The sequence below is a fragment of the Paenibacillus sp. JT31N11 genome (assembly GCF_056269285.1).
The window spans coordinates 842849-858250 of sequence record NZ_JBWDNQ010000002.1; the positions used below are offsets into that span (position 1 = coordinate 842849).

Consider the following 15402-nt stretch of genomic DNA (forward strand, 5'->3'; position numbering starts at 1 on the left):
GGAATTCTTGGTGCTTGCAGGCGAGTGAGGAAGCACAAAAAATACAGGGAGGGTTTCAGCTTAATGGGCAAAGCAAAGAAGCAGGTGCATTTGAATGTTTTTCTTCGGCAGGCAGGCCATCATGCCGCCGCCTGGCGGCATCCCAAAACGACGCCCGAACTCACCTTCGACTTTGGGTATTACAAACAATTGGCGCAAACCGCCGAACGCGGATTGCTTGATTCCGTCTTCATGGCAGACGGCTATGTCGGTACGGGACGCCGGCTTGAGCCTTTCACGCTCCTCTCCGCTCTCTCCGTGGCCACTACACATCTTGGTCTCATTGGCACTGTCGGAACAACCTACAACGAGCCGTTCCATGTCGCCCGCAAATTCGCTTCTTTGGATCATATCAGCGGGGGCCGCTCGGGTTGGAATATCGTTACCGGACATACGGATGCGACAGCCTTCAACTTCGGCAAGGAATCGCATCTGGAGCATTCGGAGCGGTACAAATGGGCGGAGGAATTCGTCGAAGTAACAAAAAAGCTGTGGGACAGCTGGGAGGAAGAGTCGCTCATCTTCGACAAAGCCTCCGGCATCTCCGTAGACGAAGCCAAACTGCATGAGATCAATTTTGAGGGCAGCGTATACCGCGTGAAAGGGCCGCTCAACATCCCCCGTCCGCCTCAAGGCTATCCCGTTCTGGTACAGGCGGGTTCTTCAGACAGCGGCCGCGAGCTGGCAGCCCGGACGGCGGAAGTCATTTTCACTGCACAGCCTACACTGGCCGAAGGCCAGGCGTTCTATGCGGATGTCAAAGGCCGGCTGGCGAAATATGGACGCAGTGCTGACGAATTGGTCGTCCTGCCGGGCTTCAGCCCGATTATCGGTCACACCAGAGCTGAAGCCCAGGAGCTCGAAGATGAGCTGAACGCCTTTCACGATATCCATGACGCCGTAGCCAAGCTGTCCGAGCGCTTCGGCGTTGACTTGACCGGCTTTCCGCTTGACGGCCCGATCCCGCCTATTATCGACCCGAAAGGGATCGAATCCGTCAACGGCAGCAAAAGCCGGCACCAGCTTATATTGGATATGCTGCGCAGCGATTCCAGCCTGACGCTCCGCCAGGTTGTGAACCGGCTGGCAAGCGCACGGGCCATCTGACCTGTACCGGCACACCGATTGAAGTCGCGGATGTCATTCAGCTCTGGATCGAGAACCAAGCAGCTGACGGCTTCAACCTTATGCCTCCCATCTACCCGGACGGCCTCGATATCTTCGTCGACAAGGTCGTACCCGAGCTGCAGAACCGCGGTATCTTCCGCACCGCTTACGAAGGCAGGACCCTTCGGGAGCATTACGGTCTGGCACGCCCGGCCAATTCCTACAGCATCGGCCCGGAAGAAGCCGCTGCGGCACCTTAACGATAATCCACTAGGACAGGAGCTCACCACGATGGCCAAAATCGCTACCAACCTCACCCAGCTGATTGGCAATACGCCCCTGCTGGAGCTGAGAAATTTCAATGCCAAATACAATGTCGGCGCTGTACTGATCGCCAAGCTGGAGTATTTCAATCCCGCCGGAAGCGTCAAGGACCGGATCGGCTTCGCCATGATCAAGGATGCGGAGGAACGCGGCGTCATCAACAAGGATACGGTCATTATCGAGCCCACAAGCGGCAATACCGGGATCGCCCTCGCCTTCGCGGCGGCCGCGCTCGGCTATAAATTGACCATTACGCTTCCCGAAACGTTCAGTATCGAGCGGAGAAAAATATTGCTTGCCCTGGGGGCCGAGCTTGTTCTCACGCCCGGCGCGGAAGGCATCGCCGGCGCGATCAAGAAGGCCGAGGAGCTCGCAGCGGCGACTCCGAACTCGTTCATACCGCAGCAATTCCAGAATCCGGCCAACCCGGAAATCCACCGCAGAACAACGGCAGAGGAAGTTTGGCGGGACATGGACGGATCGGTCGATATTTTCGTTGGCGGCGTCGGAACCGGCGGCACAATTTCCGGTGTCGGCGAAGTCCTCAAAGAGCGGAAGCCTTCGGTCCGGATTATTGCGGTTGAGCCTTTCAGCTCCCCTGTCCTGTCGGGCGGGGAGAGAGGCCCCCACAAAATCCAGGGAATCGGTCCGGGCTTCGTACCGGATAATTTTCACCGCCATATAGCGGACGAAATCATCGCCGTGACCAACGAAGATGCGCTCGAGACGACCCGCAAGCTGGCGAGAAGCGTAGGACTGATTGTCGGCATTTCCTCCGGCGCGGCTGTCTATGCGGCTGTTCAGATTGCCAACCGACCGGAGAATGCCGGGAAAAACATTGTCGTACTGCTGCCGGATACCGGAGAACGTTATTTGTCCACCGAGCTGTTCCCCATCGAAACGATTTAGATATCCATCAGTCAGGAAGAACCGGTTATCGCCATTCTTGCCGGTAAAGCAATTTTCTTAACTAAGACCTATCCATAGATTGGATGACAGCCTCCGCGAATTCGCTCGTGGAGGCTGTGCCATGCAGGTCGGCGGTGCGGATGCCTGCGGCAGCTGCACCCTCGACTCCCCGTACAATCTGTTCCGCTATGCGCTGCAGACGCGAATCCCCGTGCCGGCCGGCCAGCCATTCCAGCAGCAATGCCGAGGATAACAATATCCCGATCGGGTTCGCGATATTCCGGCCCGCTATATCCGGCGCCGAGCCGTGAGCGGCCTGCGCCATTGCAAAGTGATCGCCCGCATTGATCGCCGGCGCCATTCCCAAGCTTCCAACCAGCTCTCCCGCAAGGTCGGACAGAATGTCGCCGAACATGTTCGTCGTCAGAATGACGTCGAAGTCCCCTGCCCTTCTGACCAGATGGGCTGCGGCGGCGTCGATATGGTAATCGTCCACCCGCACATCGGGATACTGTGATGCGACTTCCCGGCAAACGCCGAGAAACAAGCCATATCCGAGCTTGATCACATTAGCCTTGTGGATAATGGAAACATGCTTCCGGCGCGACATTGCCGCCTGAAAGGCAGCATGGGCAATCCGTTCGGCTGCTTTGCGTGTAAAGACGCCGGCCGAAATGACAACATCAGGCGTCACCTGCCATTCTCCCGTTCCGTACGCCATATTCCGGTCAGCATAGAAGCCCTCCGTATTCTCCCGGTAAATAACGAGATCCGCCTGCTTCGCTACGCTGTCGATACCGGGCAGCTTCCGGTTCGGCCGGATATTGGCAAACAGGTCGAAGCTGTGCCGCAGCTCGCCGCTCGGATTTCGGCCGGTTTGGTGTTCCTCCGGATAGGAAACGGAATCATGAGGTCCCATCAACCAGCCGCTGCAATTCTGCAGCGCATCCTTCGTCGCCTGCGGCAGCGGGTCGCCATACTGCCGGATCGCTTCAAGCCCCATCGGCAGCCTTACCCAATCCAGCAGCTCGAGCCCGCAGCTTCTCTCCGCAGCCCCTATCACCTTTACCGCCGCAGCGACGATTTCCGGTCCGATCCCGTCCCCTTCCAATACGCCAATGCGATAAATTTCCATCTAACCGCCTCCCATTCTTATTAACCAGCAAAAACAAAAAATTCCCGGACCGCCCGTAAAAGCGGTTCGGGATAAGCGATCTGCTAAACAAGCACGCCTTGCGCATTCAAATACAGCCTCGCATAATAACCGTTCAGCTCCATTAATCGGTCATGGGCACCCTCCTCCACGATGCGGCCCCGATCCAGAACAATGATTCTGTCGGATCTCCGGATCGTTGACAGGCGGTGCGCAATGACCAAAGTCGTCCTGCCCTCCGATACGATCCGCAGCGCGGACTGGAGCAGCTGCTCCGTATGGGAATCAAGATTGGCGGTCGCTTCGTCAAGAATCAATATTTTCGGCTGGAAGACGATAATGCGGGCAAACGAAATCAGCTGCTTCTCACCGGAGGACAGTCCTGTGCCGCTCTCGGCAAGCCGGGTTTCGTAGCCATGCTTCATCCGCCGCACTAGCTGATCCACTCCGACATGCTCGCAGGCGCGAATAACTGTCTCCACGGGAATCGTTTCATCGAACAGCCGGATGTTGTCAAGCACGCTTCCCGAGTAGAGAAACGGCTCCTGCTGCACGAGCCCGACGATCCGCTGCAGCGTTTCCTGCTTCAGACTGCGGATGTCGGTTCCGTCAATGCGGATGCTGCCTTCCTTCACATCGTAGAAGCGGCACAGCAGGCTGATCAAGGAGCTCTTGCCGGCTCCGGTGGCGCCTACGATTCCCAGCAATTCGCCTGGCCGGATATTCAGATCAATATCAGTTAACACCTTATGGCCGCTGCCGTAGCCGAAGGTTACGCTGTTGAATTCCACTTTGCCCTCGACCCCAGCCTTCTCAGCAGATGCGGCTTTCTCCGGATCGCGCACATCAGGCGACACTTCGAATATGCTCCAGATCCGGTTCACGGACACGATGGTCGACTGAATCGTATTCCACTGCTGGGTGATCGAGTTGATCGGCTGAAAAAACTGGCGGATATAGGTGATGAACGCGTACAATACGCCGAATTCGATATGACCTCCCAGCACAGCGCGGCCGCCGAGCCAGACGACAAACGCCACGGACAGGTTGCCGAGAATATCAAACAACCGGTTAAACAGCACCATTGTGCGGACTTCCCGCAGGTTGGTGCGGTAGAAGGCATCGTTTCGCTCGGTAAACTGCCGCTGCTGCTCCTTCTCCTGATGGAACACCTGAATGAGGTTCATGCCGGAAAGATTCTCCGCGGCGAATGCGACCATCCGCGACAAGGCCGTCCGGACCATCTGATACGTTGTCCGCATATAGGACCGGAAGCCGTACGCGATCATCGTAATGACAGGCAGGACCAGCAAACAGAACAAGGTCAGTCTGATATCCAGCTGAAACATCAGCACAATGATGATCAAGAGAGTCAAGCTGTCCCGCAGCAGGCTGGCCAATACCTGATTGAAAAATCGGTTCAAGCCTTCCGTATCGCTGGACACATTCGTAATGAGGCTGCCGGTCGACACGCGGTCAAAGTAGGAAACCGACAGCTTCACCATATGCCTGAACATGCCGCTGCGGATGCCGGCCACGATGCTCTGCCCGATTTTTTGCAGCAAATTGTTCTGCAGATACGTGAAGACGAAGCTGACGACTGCCAACAGGAGATAGATGCCGCAAAGCAGCAGCAGCGACCGGTAATCAGCATGCTCAGCGGTAAATACGTCATCGATGGCGATCTTGATCAGATAAGGCTGCAGCAAATCGGCCGATATGGACAGCAAAATAAAGAAAAACAGCAATAGAAACGACCAACGATGCGGCTTGGCGTAGGTGTAAAGCGCTTTGAAGGCAGAACCGTAATCAAGGGCGGCATTGTTGTCCTGCGGGATGCCCGTCCGCTGGTCCTGCTGCCAATCGCTAATGGCTCTCGGCATTGGCATCCCCCTTCTCCTGGATATTGTACAGCTCCGCATAGACACCATCCATGGAAACAAGCTCATCGTGCGTACCGCGCTGCACGATCCGGCCTTCGTCCATGACGATGATCTGGTCCGCATGCTTGAGCGCGCTGATGCGATGGGAAACGATCAGGGTTGTCATGCCCTGCCGCCCGGCACGGAGCGAGTCGATGACCGCTTTCTCGGTAAGTGAATCGATAGCGCTGACGCTGTCATCGAGAATCATCACGGGAGCCTGCTTGAACAGCCCCCGGGCGAGGCTCGCCCGCTGCCTTTGGCCGCCGGACAGCGTCAAGCCGCGCTCCCCGAGCCTTGTCTCGAACCCGTCGGGGAACGCATTCACCTCAAGATGGATTTGCGCTTGAATCGCAGCTTCTTCAATTGCCGCAAGCTCCGCTCCGCGGTCGCTGAAGGCGATATTTTCACGGATCGAGGTGCTGAACAGGAAGCCGTCCTGCGGCACATAAGCAATGCTGCTCCTGAGGCTCTCAAGCGTCAGATTGCGGATATCCCGGCCGCCTGCGAAAATCGTGCCTTCAGGCGGATTGTAGATCCGCAGGAGCAGTTTCATAAGCGTCGTCTTGCCGCTTCCCGTCTTTCCGATAATGCCTACCGTTTGACCGGGCCCTACCGTTAAGCAGATATCCGATAATACGGGCGAGGAGCCATCCGGATAAGCGAACGACAGATTCCGGATTTCTATTGCGGCATGCTCTGCATCCTCCAAGCGCTCTGTCCCGGTATCGGCAACATTGGGCTCTTCGCCAAGCAGGTCGTTCAGCCGCTCCAGGGAACCGCGGGCACGCTGCATCGCATTGATCACATCTCCAATCCGCTGCAGCGGATTGATCATCATGCCGATATACAGGACCAGCGAGACAAAATCGCCAAGGGAAACAGTCTGATCCGCCGTCAAATAGCCGACAAGCGCGATCGCGGTAATCATCGACAGCGCCCCGAGAAACGGAATAACCGCCTGCAGGAGTGAAGAAACGCGCACCAGCTTCAGCTGGTTGTCGCGGATCTGGGCAACCGTTGCGTCGAAACGGCCGATCATGATCGCTTCCACCGCAAATTTTTTTGTGACCCGGATGCCGCTGAACTGCTCGGAGGCCGTTTCCGTCATTTTCCCGAGCGCTTCCTGCATATGGACGGAACGTTTGCGGATGACGGGACCCAGCCACGCAACGACCCATGGAATGAAGAGAAGCGGAATAATGCTGATAAGAATCGTGTATGCCGGGATCGGGCTAAGGATCATGGATACAATGACGGAAATAAGCAAAATCGATGAGTTCGTAATATGGTTGATGCCCATCGATATCGATTCTCTTACCGCGGTCACGTCATTGATCAGATAGCTCAGAAGCTTGCCCACCCCGTACCGGGAATAATTGTTCAGACTGAGACGCGTAAACTGGACAAACAGCTTGTTTCGCGTAATCCGCTCGAACAATCTCCCCGAGTACATGATGAGAAATTGCCCGGTCCCCCCAAGCAGACCGTAGCTCAGCGCGATCGCCACGATGAGCAGGCTGTAGTGCACGACCTCATCAAAGGACAGCATGCCCTTCTGGAGCTCATCCGTAAAGCTGCCGATTGTTCTGGGCATGCGCGCCAGAATTACATTCGCCGCCCCGATAACAAGGACGGCGCTGATGTACAAGTACCACCTCGACCTGATATAGCCGCTTAATATTCTCTGCTTACTCAACAAGCATTCACTTCCTGTATCTATCATTAATGTTGCGCATAAGAAGAGACGGCAGATGCCGTTCTTTGGCGCTTTGCAGGTTTTCCCCTAGAAATCCGGTGAAAAAAACAAGCAGCGACTCTGAAGTCACGATTCTCGATTGATATCGGTCGAGAAATCCCATCGGTCTGCCCAGATTGTTTGAAGCCATTCTAATAAGGAAATTCCGGCTTGCATGCTCCCAAGCGGTCCCCTTCCACCTTCTAACAAGGTAAAACCTCACTGCACCCGCTGCCGCAGCACATACAGCCCCTTCGGACCGCTCCAGCAAGGAAATTCCGGCCTGTATGCTCCCAAGCGGTCCCTTCTACCTTCTAGCAAGGAAAATCCTCACTGCATCCGCTGCCGACAGGCCCAGGAAGACCGCTCTCCTTTTCTATCCGTTTCGGACTCCTGCAGCGCTGAGTATTCAGCAAAAACCGGGGCCCAATAAGCCCCGGACTCTTCAATTCACTCTATTATGGCGTGCCGATTGTCGTTTTGAGCGTCTCGACATCCTTGTTGATCGCTTCCTCGGCTTTCCGGATGGCGGAGTTGACATCGAGACCGCCGATTGCCAGATCCTCAGCCGCCTCAGTCAGACGGGTAGCGATTTCCAGCTCATACGGATGGGTGTAGTGCTCCTGGAGCGCCTCGCCGACGAATACATTTTGCACCGTCTTGCCCTGGAGAACCGGAATGTCGAGGCCGTATTCCTTGTTCAGCTCGTCATTGATAATAGCGGGTACGCGGCCGTTGCGGGCCAGAATGCGCTGCCCGTCGTCCGACAGAATTTCCGCGATGACCTGGAAGGCCTCATCCTTATGCTTGCTTTTGCTGTTTATGGAAAGCGAGTGGATCTGCGCTTCCCTTGTCTTGCCGAGCTGGTCCGGGAAGTTCGGAGCCGGCGCGATATCCCAGTTGAACTCGACGCCCTGCTGGCGCAGCTCCTCCAGCGGACCGACCATGTTGGCCAGCCAGGTCACACGGATTGCCACATTCTGATCCTTCATGAACTGGTCGCGTCCATAGTTCCAGGTCTTGTCAGGCGCCACATAGCCGGGGATTTCGAATATTTTTTTCTGCAGCTCGAACACCCGGCGCCATTCCGGCGTATCGAGCGCGGCTTCGCCTGTTTCGCGGTCCACGTAAGGCAGGCCGAGGCTCTTCGCCAGACCCGTAAGATTATCTACAGAAAGGCCGACATACCGTTTGCCGCCATCGGTGCGAGTCAGCTGCTTCGCCAGCTCCAGCACTTCATCCCAAGTCAGCTGCTTCTCGGTTGGATAAGGCACGCCGAATTTGTCGAAAATGTCCTTGTTATAGTACATCACATGCTGATTGGAGTTGAACGGGATCGCAATGATTTCGTCCCCTTTGCCCGCCGTAATCTCCGTGATGTAATTCCATAGAATCGGCTTGATCCGCGAGGTATCAAAGTTATGGCGCTTGATCAGCTCGCGCAGATCTTCATAGGCGCCGGTGCGGACGATCTGTTGATGCGAGGACGAGGAGGAATAAATGATATCCGGCGTATACGTCGACAAGACCTCTTCATTCGTCGTTTCCGCAGCCGGCGTAATCCGCTCAATTGTCACGTTCGGATATTTTTTCTTGATCGGGTCGGCGATAAGCGTATTGAATTCCACATCCGGAAATGTGCCGCTGGTATTGTAGAACGTAAGCGTCAGCGGCTCGTCGCCGAGCTTCTTGAAGCTCGCGGTATTCTCTTCCGACGACGACGCACCGTCAGCAGACGCATCCGTACTGCCTGTCGTACCCGCACTATTGCCTGCATTCCCGCTGCATGCGGAGATCAAGCCGGCAACCAGCAGCAGATTTAGTATTGTGAGCAACTTCTTCATGAAACATGACACCACCTATAATGTAATTGTTTGCCGGTGTTTCGCCGGGGAGCGGCTTCTATCCATCTTCTGTCTCATTCCACAAGCCCCGTGCGCTCCACCCCTTCGATGAACCAGCGCTGCGCGAAAAAATAAACAATCAGCAGCGGGAAAATAATGAGGAATGCAGCCGCCATCTTGATCGATTCCTCATATACCGACATCTCGCCCGCCCCTGAGGCCAGGGCCATCTCCGCGGCCATTCGCGCAAGCGTTATAGAGAGGGGCACGTTCTCGGCCGTAAACATGAAAATCGACGGCAGATAAAAATCATTCCAGTTCCACACGAAGGAGAACAAAACAACGACGACGATCGCCGATTTGGAAAGCGGGAACATGACCCGGAAGAACAGCCTGAACGCGCTTGCCCCATCCATTCTCGCCGCCTCGTCCAGCTCCTTCGGCAGCGTGGAATAGAAGGATCTGTAGATAATGACGAACAAAGCCCCCTTCAGTCCATGGCCGAAAACGGCGGGAATGATCATCGGCAGCACGGTATCCAGCCAGCCGAAGCTTTTGAACATCATGATGGTCGGCAGAATGACGACCTGCGGCGGCATGATGAACGTGAACAGCAGCATCACCATCCAGAAGCGCTTGAACGGAAAGTCGAGGCGGGCGAACGCATATCCGGCAACCGCGCAGGAGAACACCTGCAGCACGGACACCGCGCCGGCCAGCGATACGCTGATCGCCAGACTTTTCGTGTACTGAAGCAGCCGTACCGCCTCCTGAAGATGTCCCAGGAAAATGCTTTTGGGCACCCAGATCACCGACGGGTCGAGAATGTTTTTAGCGTCCTTCACCATCGTGGTGACCATGTACAGGATCGGCTTGATGTAGATGAAAGCCACATTGATCAGGATGATATACATGACGATTTTGAACAGGATGCCTTTATCGATTTCGCCGCCGATCAAGCGGTATCGGACGAATGCCCCGATCCGGTCGAAGGCCGCGGACGGCACGCGCTTCACTCCGTTGATCGTTATTTTGGCCACTTGCGAATCCCTCCCTTCTTTACTCACGTGTGCCTGAGAGCGCCTTATCCACCCTGCTGTATAGCAGCAGCGTCAAGCCGACGAACAGCAGAATGATGGAAAAATAAATCCAAGCCAGCGCGCTGGAGCTGCCGTAATTGGTCGTGTTGACCTTGCTTACGATCGGATTGGACGGGAATGTGAACAAATCGACGACCGTATACATGAGATTCAGGAAAATATAGGGTACGAGCCCTGGTAGCGTTATTTTCCAGAAGGTATTCCATGGCCCCGAGCCGTCGATCCTTGAAGCCTCGTACATCGACGGCGGCAGCGTCTGGCGTCCCGCAAGGAAGATCAGAATCTGTACGCCTGAGTACCAGAGCACCAGCACGAATGAGCTCATCACCGTCTGGATCGGCTCCGCCCATGACGCCGGCACGTACTCCTGCAGATATTCCTCGATATGCAGCGACTCCAGGACGCTCAGCGAGCCTTCCCCCTGATTGATGAATTCCTGGACGATTTGTCCGGAAGAGAAAATAACAGGCAGGAAGAAGATGATCCGAAACAGCGTGCGTCCCGGGAACTTCAGGTTGAGCAGTATCGCAACCAGCAGCGAGAAGACGAGAATGATCGGAATCATCATAATGGACTCGCGCAGGAACGGGATCAGATCCTCATACAGGAGACTTCCGTTCGATACCAGGATCTCCTTGTAATTCTGGAAGCCAAGAAAGGTATAGACGACCGAGTCGACGGTAATCCGGACCTGATGAAAGCTCATATACAAGGAATAGCCGAGCGGGAACGCGACAAAAGCAAGAAAGCCGAAAATCCAGGGTGCGATGAATATCGAGCCTTCGATTTTTCTGATCGTCGATGCTTGCAGCCTCAGCTTGCGAATCATCTGCCTGCTCCCCCCTTGATAACGGTGAAATCCTGCGCAGGCACATGAAGATCGTCCTGCACGAACTCGCTTGATCCATAGTTCACGATGACGCGCTGGCCGCCTTCGTAGGTCGTTTCCTTCACGTTCTCGGCAAGCGTGCGGTGACCCACGATCCGCTTATCCTGTACATCGCCGAGCGCTTCGTTGACCTTCGCATATTCATCTGACAGGCTGTCAAGCCAATCCCGGTAATCCAGACTGTAATACCAGATCGAATAGGAATGCCGCAGCTTGTCGGAAGGCGCGGAGGCGAATACATAGGTCGGATAAGCGCCGTATTCGATGCTGCGCAAATATTCGGTCCGCGATTCCTGACGCACATTCGCCCACTCGGATGTGTACGTAACGGACCCGTGCAGGACGATCTGGTTGAACGGCACGGCTTCATCGACGAATACATCGTAGGAATAATCGTCCATAAGCCGGGGAATATGCTTCAGATCCTGCCATACATAGGCATTGGCGTTGACAGCCGTGACCGCTCCAAGCTCCTCCTTCGTCCGCTTGAAAATGTCGCGCTGGATATTGGCCACATCCGTGCGGCTGGCCGCATAACGGTTATTGAAATCGGTGTTCAGCTGATATCCGATCCCTGAGCCGTCGTAGAGGATGCCGTCTGCTCCCAGCTTCTTGTACTCATCCAGATCGGATGCGATGACTTTGCTGTAGAACCGCGGGCTTACAAGCCAGGTGCCCTCACCCGCCTCAAGCGTATTGCCGGACAAATCGCGCTGGCCGTCGCGGCGGTACCAGAAGCCGTCGTCCCCGTTATTGTTGACCGAATAATTAGCTGTCAGAAAAACGGGGATATCCAGCGCATGCGCATAATCGATAAAGGATTTCATCCCTTTATTCCCGCCAAGCCTGGACTCGACCGGAAAATAGCCGCCCTGCGTGCTGTAGCCATCCTGCTGCCAGCCGTTATACTGCACGACCAAATTGTGGATGCCGCGGTCATAGATGCTGCCGACCAGTTCCTTCGCCTCGTCCGTCGTCGTGGCAGTCAGATAGGAATCCAGCAGCAATCCCTGCTCGATATCGCCCCCGACAATATCCACATACAGCGGAATATCCTTCTTGGGCTGCTCCACCGGCTTCAGCACGCCTTCATCAGACAGGTAATCGCGATACCTGGATGCCATGCCCACATAATCGCTTTGATCCGGCGGCAGCAGATAATAGCGGACCGTTCGCCGCGGGGAATTGAAACGTTGTTCCCCGTACGTGAAAAATCCCGCATCCGTGCTTTTGCTTACACTTTGATAGAACCGCTGGCGGTACTGCCATTCGGTCGTTACCCAGTTCGACAGACCTATCGATCCGGAAGGAGCCGCGAACACGTTGGCATGCTCCGGCCCTTCCGTAACAACGGCAACGAACGCCTGATCGCCGGATTTCAGGCCGAACACCGGAACCGAAGCCCGCTGCCGGGCCATATTATCAAGGTAGAAAGAGCCGTCATTGCCGTAAATCGGTTGATTATACGTGAGCTGCGGGAGAATTCGGCCGGTTTTGAACCGGATCAGCGCACCTGAGCCGTCAGGTATGAAGATGTAGCCATCCTGGCCCTGGGAGAACTGTCCGCCGAACAGCGGGTACAGCTTTGCATTCAACAGGCTGAAGGCGCCTGCCTCCACAATACCTTCGTCGCGGATGGTCGTTTCAACATAATCATCCCCCAGCGTCACCTCAACCGGAATTTTAAACGAACCCTTCGGCAGCACGAGCGTGGCGGTAAAGCCGCTTGCCGTCGTCTTGAAATCCTCGACATAGCCGCCCTCGTCCACTAGGCCGACCGTTTTGGACGCCGACTTGTAATTGGACAGATTCGTATATTCCACGATGATGGGGGACAGCAGATTGTTTTTCCATGCCCCGCCGATCTTCTCTTCCGCCCACTGCGCGGGATCGGGGTACGAATACCAGACCTTGCCGGATTGTTTGCTGACGACCTGAAAATGCCCGGTCTCTTTGTCTGCCGACAGCTTCAAGGAAGCGGATTCGGCGACCGGCTGAAACCTGCTGCCGGGAGGCAGCTCCGGCTTGAACGGCACTGTTCCGGCACCTGGAGTGAAGGATACGGCCGCAGCGGCCGTGACTGCCGGAGCGGCATTTTGCCACGACACGATCTGGAGCGCCAGCCATACCAGGGCGGCAATGACGACCGCAATGCCCGTAATCAGGAAGGAAAGCCGCAGCTTGCTGCCGGTCATCGGATGATCACCTCCTGATAGATGGAATAAATAAAGTTGATCAGTTCCCCGCTTAAGCTGAAGAAGATAAAGATGAGTGTCGCGATGATAGCCAGCGCCAGAAGAGAGAAAATGATGTTCAGGATCGCTTCGCCGACGCTGTAATTCTGGATGCCCTGCACCATCCAGAAAAACTGCAGGAACGTCCACAAATACATGGCAAGTTCCAAAAACTTGAAAATCGACGCCTCGCTGAGCGTAAATCCATGGGATATAACCGTTAAGGGTATACCGATCGCTATAATCGGTATTAAGGCGTAAGAGCTTCCATAGAAAACATCCCGCAGCCGGCCCTCACCGCGCATCAGGGAGCTGACCAGATAATGCGCAATGACCCATCCGATCCAGATTGCAATAAACTGCACGAGGACAGGCCCGAGCTTGACGCCCTCATAGATTTCAGGATTAAAGACGAAGCTCGTCTGGGACCGGATGAGACCAAGCGCGGCGAATGCAAGCGCCAGCAGCGTCAAGCTGCTGGCAAGTCCGGCGCCGTCCTGATAACGTATCGCATGGTACCCGTCGATGGGGTGCTTCAAGAGCGTCCCGACATGCTTCAGCTGCCTGAAGTAACTGCCCCGCAAAGGCATCTTGGCGTACCAGGCGCCGGCCCACGCGAATCTGCGCGACAGCCTGACGAGTACAAAAACAGCCAATCCCGCCGCGACGACGATGTTCATCAGCAGGCCAAACCGGTTCTGGAACCAGACCAGCCTGTTCTGCCAGAATGAATCCGAATAGCCTTTATTGACCCCCGCCTTATAGAACAGCTCCTCGGCAAGCTCGAACTGCTCTTTCTTGAAGGCTGCTTTCGCGAGCCCGACCAAAGCCGGCGTATAGAAGGCATTTTGCCGGTAAGCCTCAGCCCACAGCGGCTCGCTCTCCTCATACCTGCCGTCCTGGGTCAGCCTGTTGGCCTGATGGACCAGCAATCCGAACTCGGTCAGCCGAAGCCTCTGGACGAGACTGTTGACGCTGTCGAGCACCAGTAAATCTCCATTTGCGGTCGTTGCGATTGCCGCCGGCGTCTTGACAAGGCCAAGCTTCGTCGTCCCCGCCAGATCGTCGCTGCCCCAGAAGAAGAGCAGGTTGCCATCCGCGTCATATTGGCTGATCGTATTGTAGAGCGCGTCGATGACCGTTAGGTTGCCGTCCGCATCCACGCTGATATCCTGAAGCTGCGGCAGTGCGCCGTGTGGCGCCCACCAGGCGTTCTCTCCGAACGTCCTTTTCTTCTTCGCGGCCGGCGTGAATTCACCGCCTGCTTCCAGCTGATTCAATCCGGCGATATTGAATTTCTTGACCTGCTCGCTTTCGATTTCCTTGGTCACCGTATAGATGAAACCATTGGAATCGATCGCCGTGTTCACGACCGCTCCGGGCAGCTTGCTCAGCTCCCGCTGGTACATCTCTCTTGTATAGACAGCCCTCTTGAACGAGTCAAACAAGGAGAACTGAACCTTGTTGGAGCCGAAGAAGCTTTGATAATTGCCTTCCGGATCCAGCTGCAGCAAGCCCTGGAACGCGCCCAGCGTCGTAATGTACAGGAAGCCCCGCTTGTCGACAACCAGCTTCGTCGGTTCGTATTTGAACGAATCCGGCAGGTAGGCCGAGTCCGGCCGTTTGTACTCGCGCAGCAGCCTGCCTTCGGCATCCAGCCGGACGACCCGCTGGTTGCCGGTATCCGCCACATAAATATCTCCGTTATCGGCGACGAACAAGCCGTTCGGGCTGCTCAGCGGGCTTTCCTTTACATCGATGATACCGATAAGAAGCCCCTGCTCATCCAGATGCACAACACGGTTATTGCCCGTATCGGCAATGAAGATATGGTCCCGCCCGTCGACGAACAGATCCTGCGGCTGGTTCAATGCCAATGTCTGGCTTCCCCCATCGCCGGCAGACGCCGTTTGCACGGGTGCATTCCACCCGGCTGCTGTCTCCCCCCCGATATCCGGACCAAGCACCTGCTCGGGCTGGTAGGCGGATTGAATTTGCGCAAGCTGCCCATACGCGTCCTTATAAAACGTGGTGTATGGGGAATATGCGTCCGCCGCAGGCAGATTTAGCGACACCGCCGCAATTGCCGCAAGCAAGGAAACCGATGCCGCGCGAAGCCACCGTTGCCTACTCAATGATGCGC

Annotated in this window: 9 protein-coding genes and 1 pseudogene; 2 read left to right on the forward strand and 8 right to left on the reverse strand. The window is 55.7% G+C overall.

The window, feature by feature from the left end; genetic code table 11:
- Positions 1–63 precede the first annotated feature (63 nt).
- Positions 64–1406 (forward strand): annotated as a pseudogene (locus tag AC0YNV_RS11890) (LLM class flavin-dependent oxidoreductase).
- 31 nt (positions 1407–1437) lie between these two features.
- The gene (cysK, locus tag AC0YNV_RS11895) at positions 1438–2379 is read left to right on the forward strand and encodes a cysteine synthase A (RefSeq protein WP_475768276.1); all 942 of its coding nucleotides are present in this window, start codon (positions 1438–1440) and stop codon (positions 2377–2379) included.
- 61 nt (positions 2380–2440) lie between these two features.
- Here the strand turns inward: cysK and AC0YNV_RS11900 are convergent, their stop codons facing one another.
- From AC0YNV_RS11900 to AC0YNV_RS11935, 8 genes are all read right to left on the reverse strand, one after another.
- Positions 2441–3514, reverse strand: coding sequence for an isocitrate/isopropylmalate dehydrogenase family protein (locus AC0YNV_RS11900; protein WP_475768277.1), 1074 nt, complete (start codon positions 3512–3514; stop codon positions 2441–2443).
- 83 nt (positions 3515–3597) lie between these two features.
- Positions 3598–5415, reverse strand: coding sequence for an ABC transporter ATP-binding protein (locus AC0YNV_RS11905; RefSeq protein ID WP_475768278.1), 1818 nt, complete (start codon positions 5413–5415; stop codon positions 3598–3600).
- Positions 5399–7153, reverse strand: a complete 1755-nt coding sequence (locus AC0YNV_RS11910) for an ABC transporter ATP-binding protein (protein WP_475768279.1) — start codon at positions 7151–7153, stop codon at positions 5399–5401. The genes AC0YNV_RS11905 and AC0YNV_RS11910 overlap by 17 nt, the downstream gene beginning before the upstream one ends.
- A 497-nt stretch (positions 7154–7650) precedes the next feature.
- Positions 7651–9036, reverse strand: coding sequence for an ABC transporter substrate-binding protein (locus AC0YNV_RS11915; RefSeq protein WP_475768280.1), 1386 nt, complete (start codon positions 9034–9036; stop codon positions 7651–7653).
- A 74-nt stretch (positions 9037–9110) separates the two neighbouring features.
- Entirely contained in the window at positions 9111–10076 is a 966-nt protein-coding gene (locus tag AC0YNV_RS11920; protein ID WP_475768281.1) for a carbohydrate ABC transporter permease, read from the reverse strand.
- A 19-nt stretch (positions 10077–10095) separates the two neighbouring features.
- Positions 10096–10965 carry a carbohydrate ABC transporter permease gene (locus AC0YNV_RS11925; protein WP_210037821.1) on the reverse strand — a complete coding sequence of 290 codons (870 nt, stop codon included), beginning with the start codon at positions 10963–10965 and terminating at the stop codon, positions 10096–10098.
- Positions 10962–13220 carry a DUF5696 domain-containing protein gene (locus AC0YNV_RS11930; protein ID WP_475768282.1) on the reverse strand — a complete coding sequence of 753 codons (2259 nt, stop codon included), beginning with the start codon at positions 13218–13220 and terminating at the stop codon, positions 10962–10964. The genes AC0YNV_RS11925 and AC0YNV_RS11930 overlap by 4 nt, the downstream gene beginning before the upstream one ends.
- Positions 13217–15394, reverse strand: a complete 2178-nt coding sequence (locus AC0YNV_RS11935) for a YIP1 family protein (RefSeq protein WP_475768283.1) — start codon at positions 15392–15394, stop codon at positions 13217–13219. The genes AC0YNV_RS11930 and AC0YNV_RS11935 overlap by 4 nt, the downstream gene beginning before the upstream one ends.
- Between the last annotated feature and the right edge of the window lie 8 nt (positions 15395–15402).

What these genes read in the sequence shown, in the direction of transcription:
- AC0YNV_RS11905 (WP_475768278.1), bottom strand. Translation starts at nt 5,415, where the DNA reads ATGCCGAGAGCCATTAGCGATTGGCAGCAGGACCAGCGGACGGGCATC.
- AC0YNV_RS11900 (WP_475768277.1), bottom strand. Translation starts at nt 3,514, where the DNA reads ATGGAAATTTATCGCATTGGCGTATTGGAAGGGGACGGGATCGGACCG.
- cysK (WP_475768276.1), top strand. Translation starts at nt 1,438, where the DNA reads ATGGCCAAAATCGCTACCAACCTCACCCAGCTGATTGGCAATACGCCC.
- AC0YNV_RS11925 (WP_210037821.1), bottom strand. Translation starts at nt 10,965, where the DNA reads ATGATTCGCAAGCTGAGGCTGCAAGCATCGACGATCAGAAAAATCGAA.
- AC0YNV_RS11915 (WP_475768280.1), bottom strand. Translation starts at nt 9,036, where the DNA reads ATGAAGAAGTTGCTCACAATACTAAATCTGCTGCTGGTTGCCGGCTTG.
- AC0YNV_RS11930 (WP_475768282.1), bottom strand. Translation starts at nt 13,220, where the DNA reads ATGACCGGCAGCAAGCTGCGGCTTTCCTTCCTGATTACGGGCATTGCG.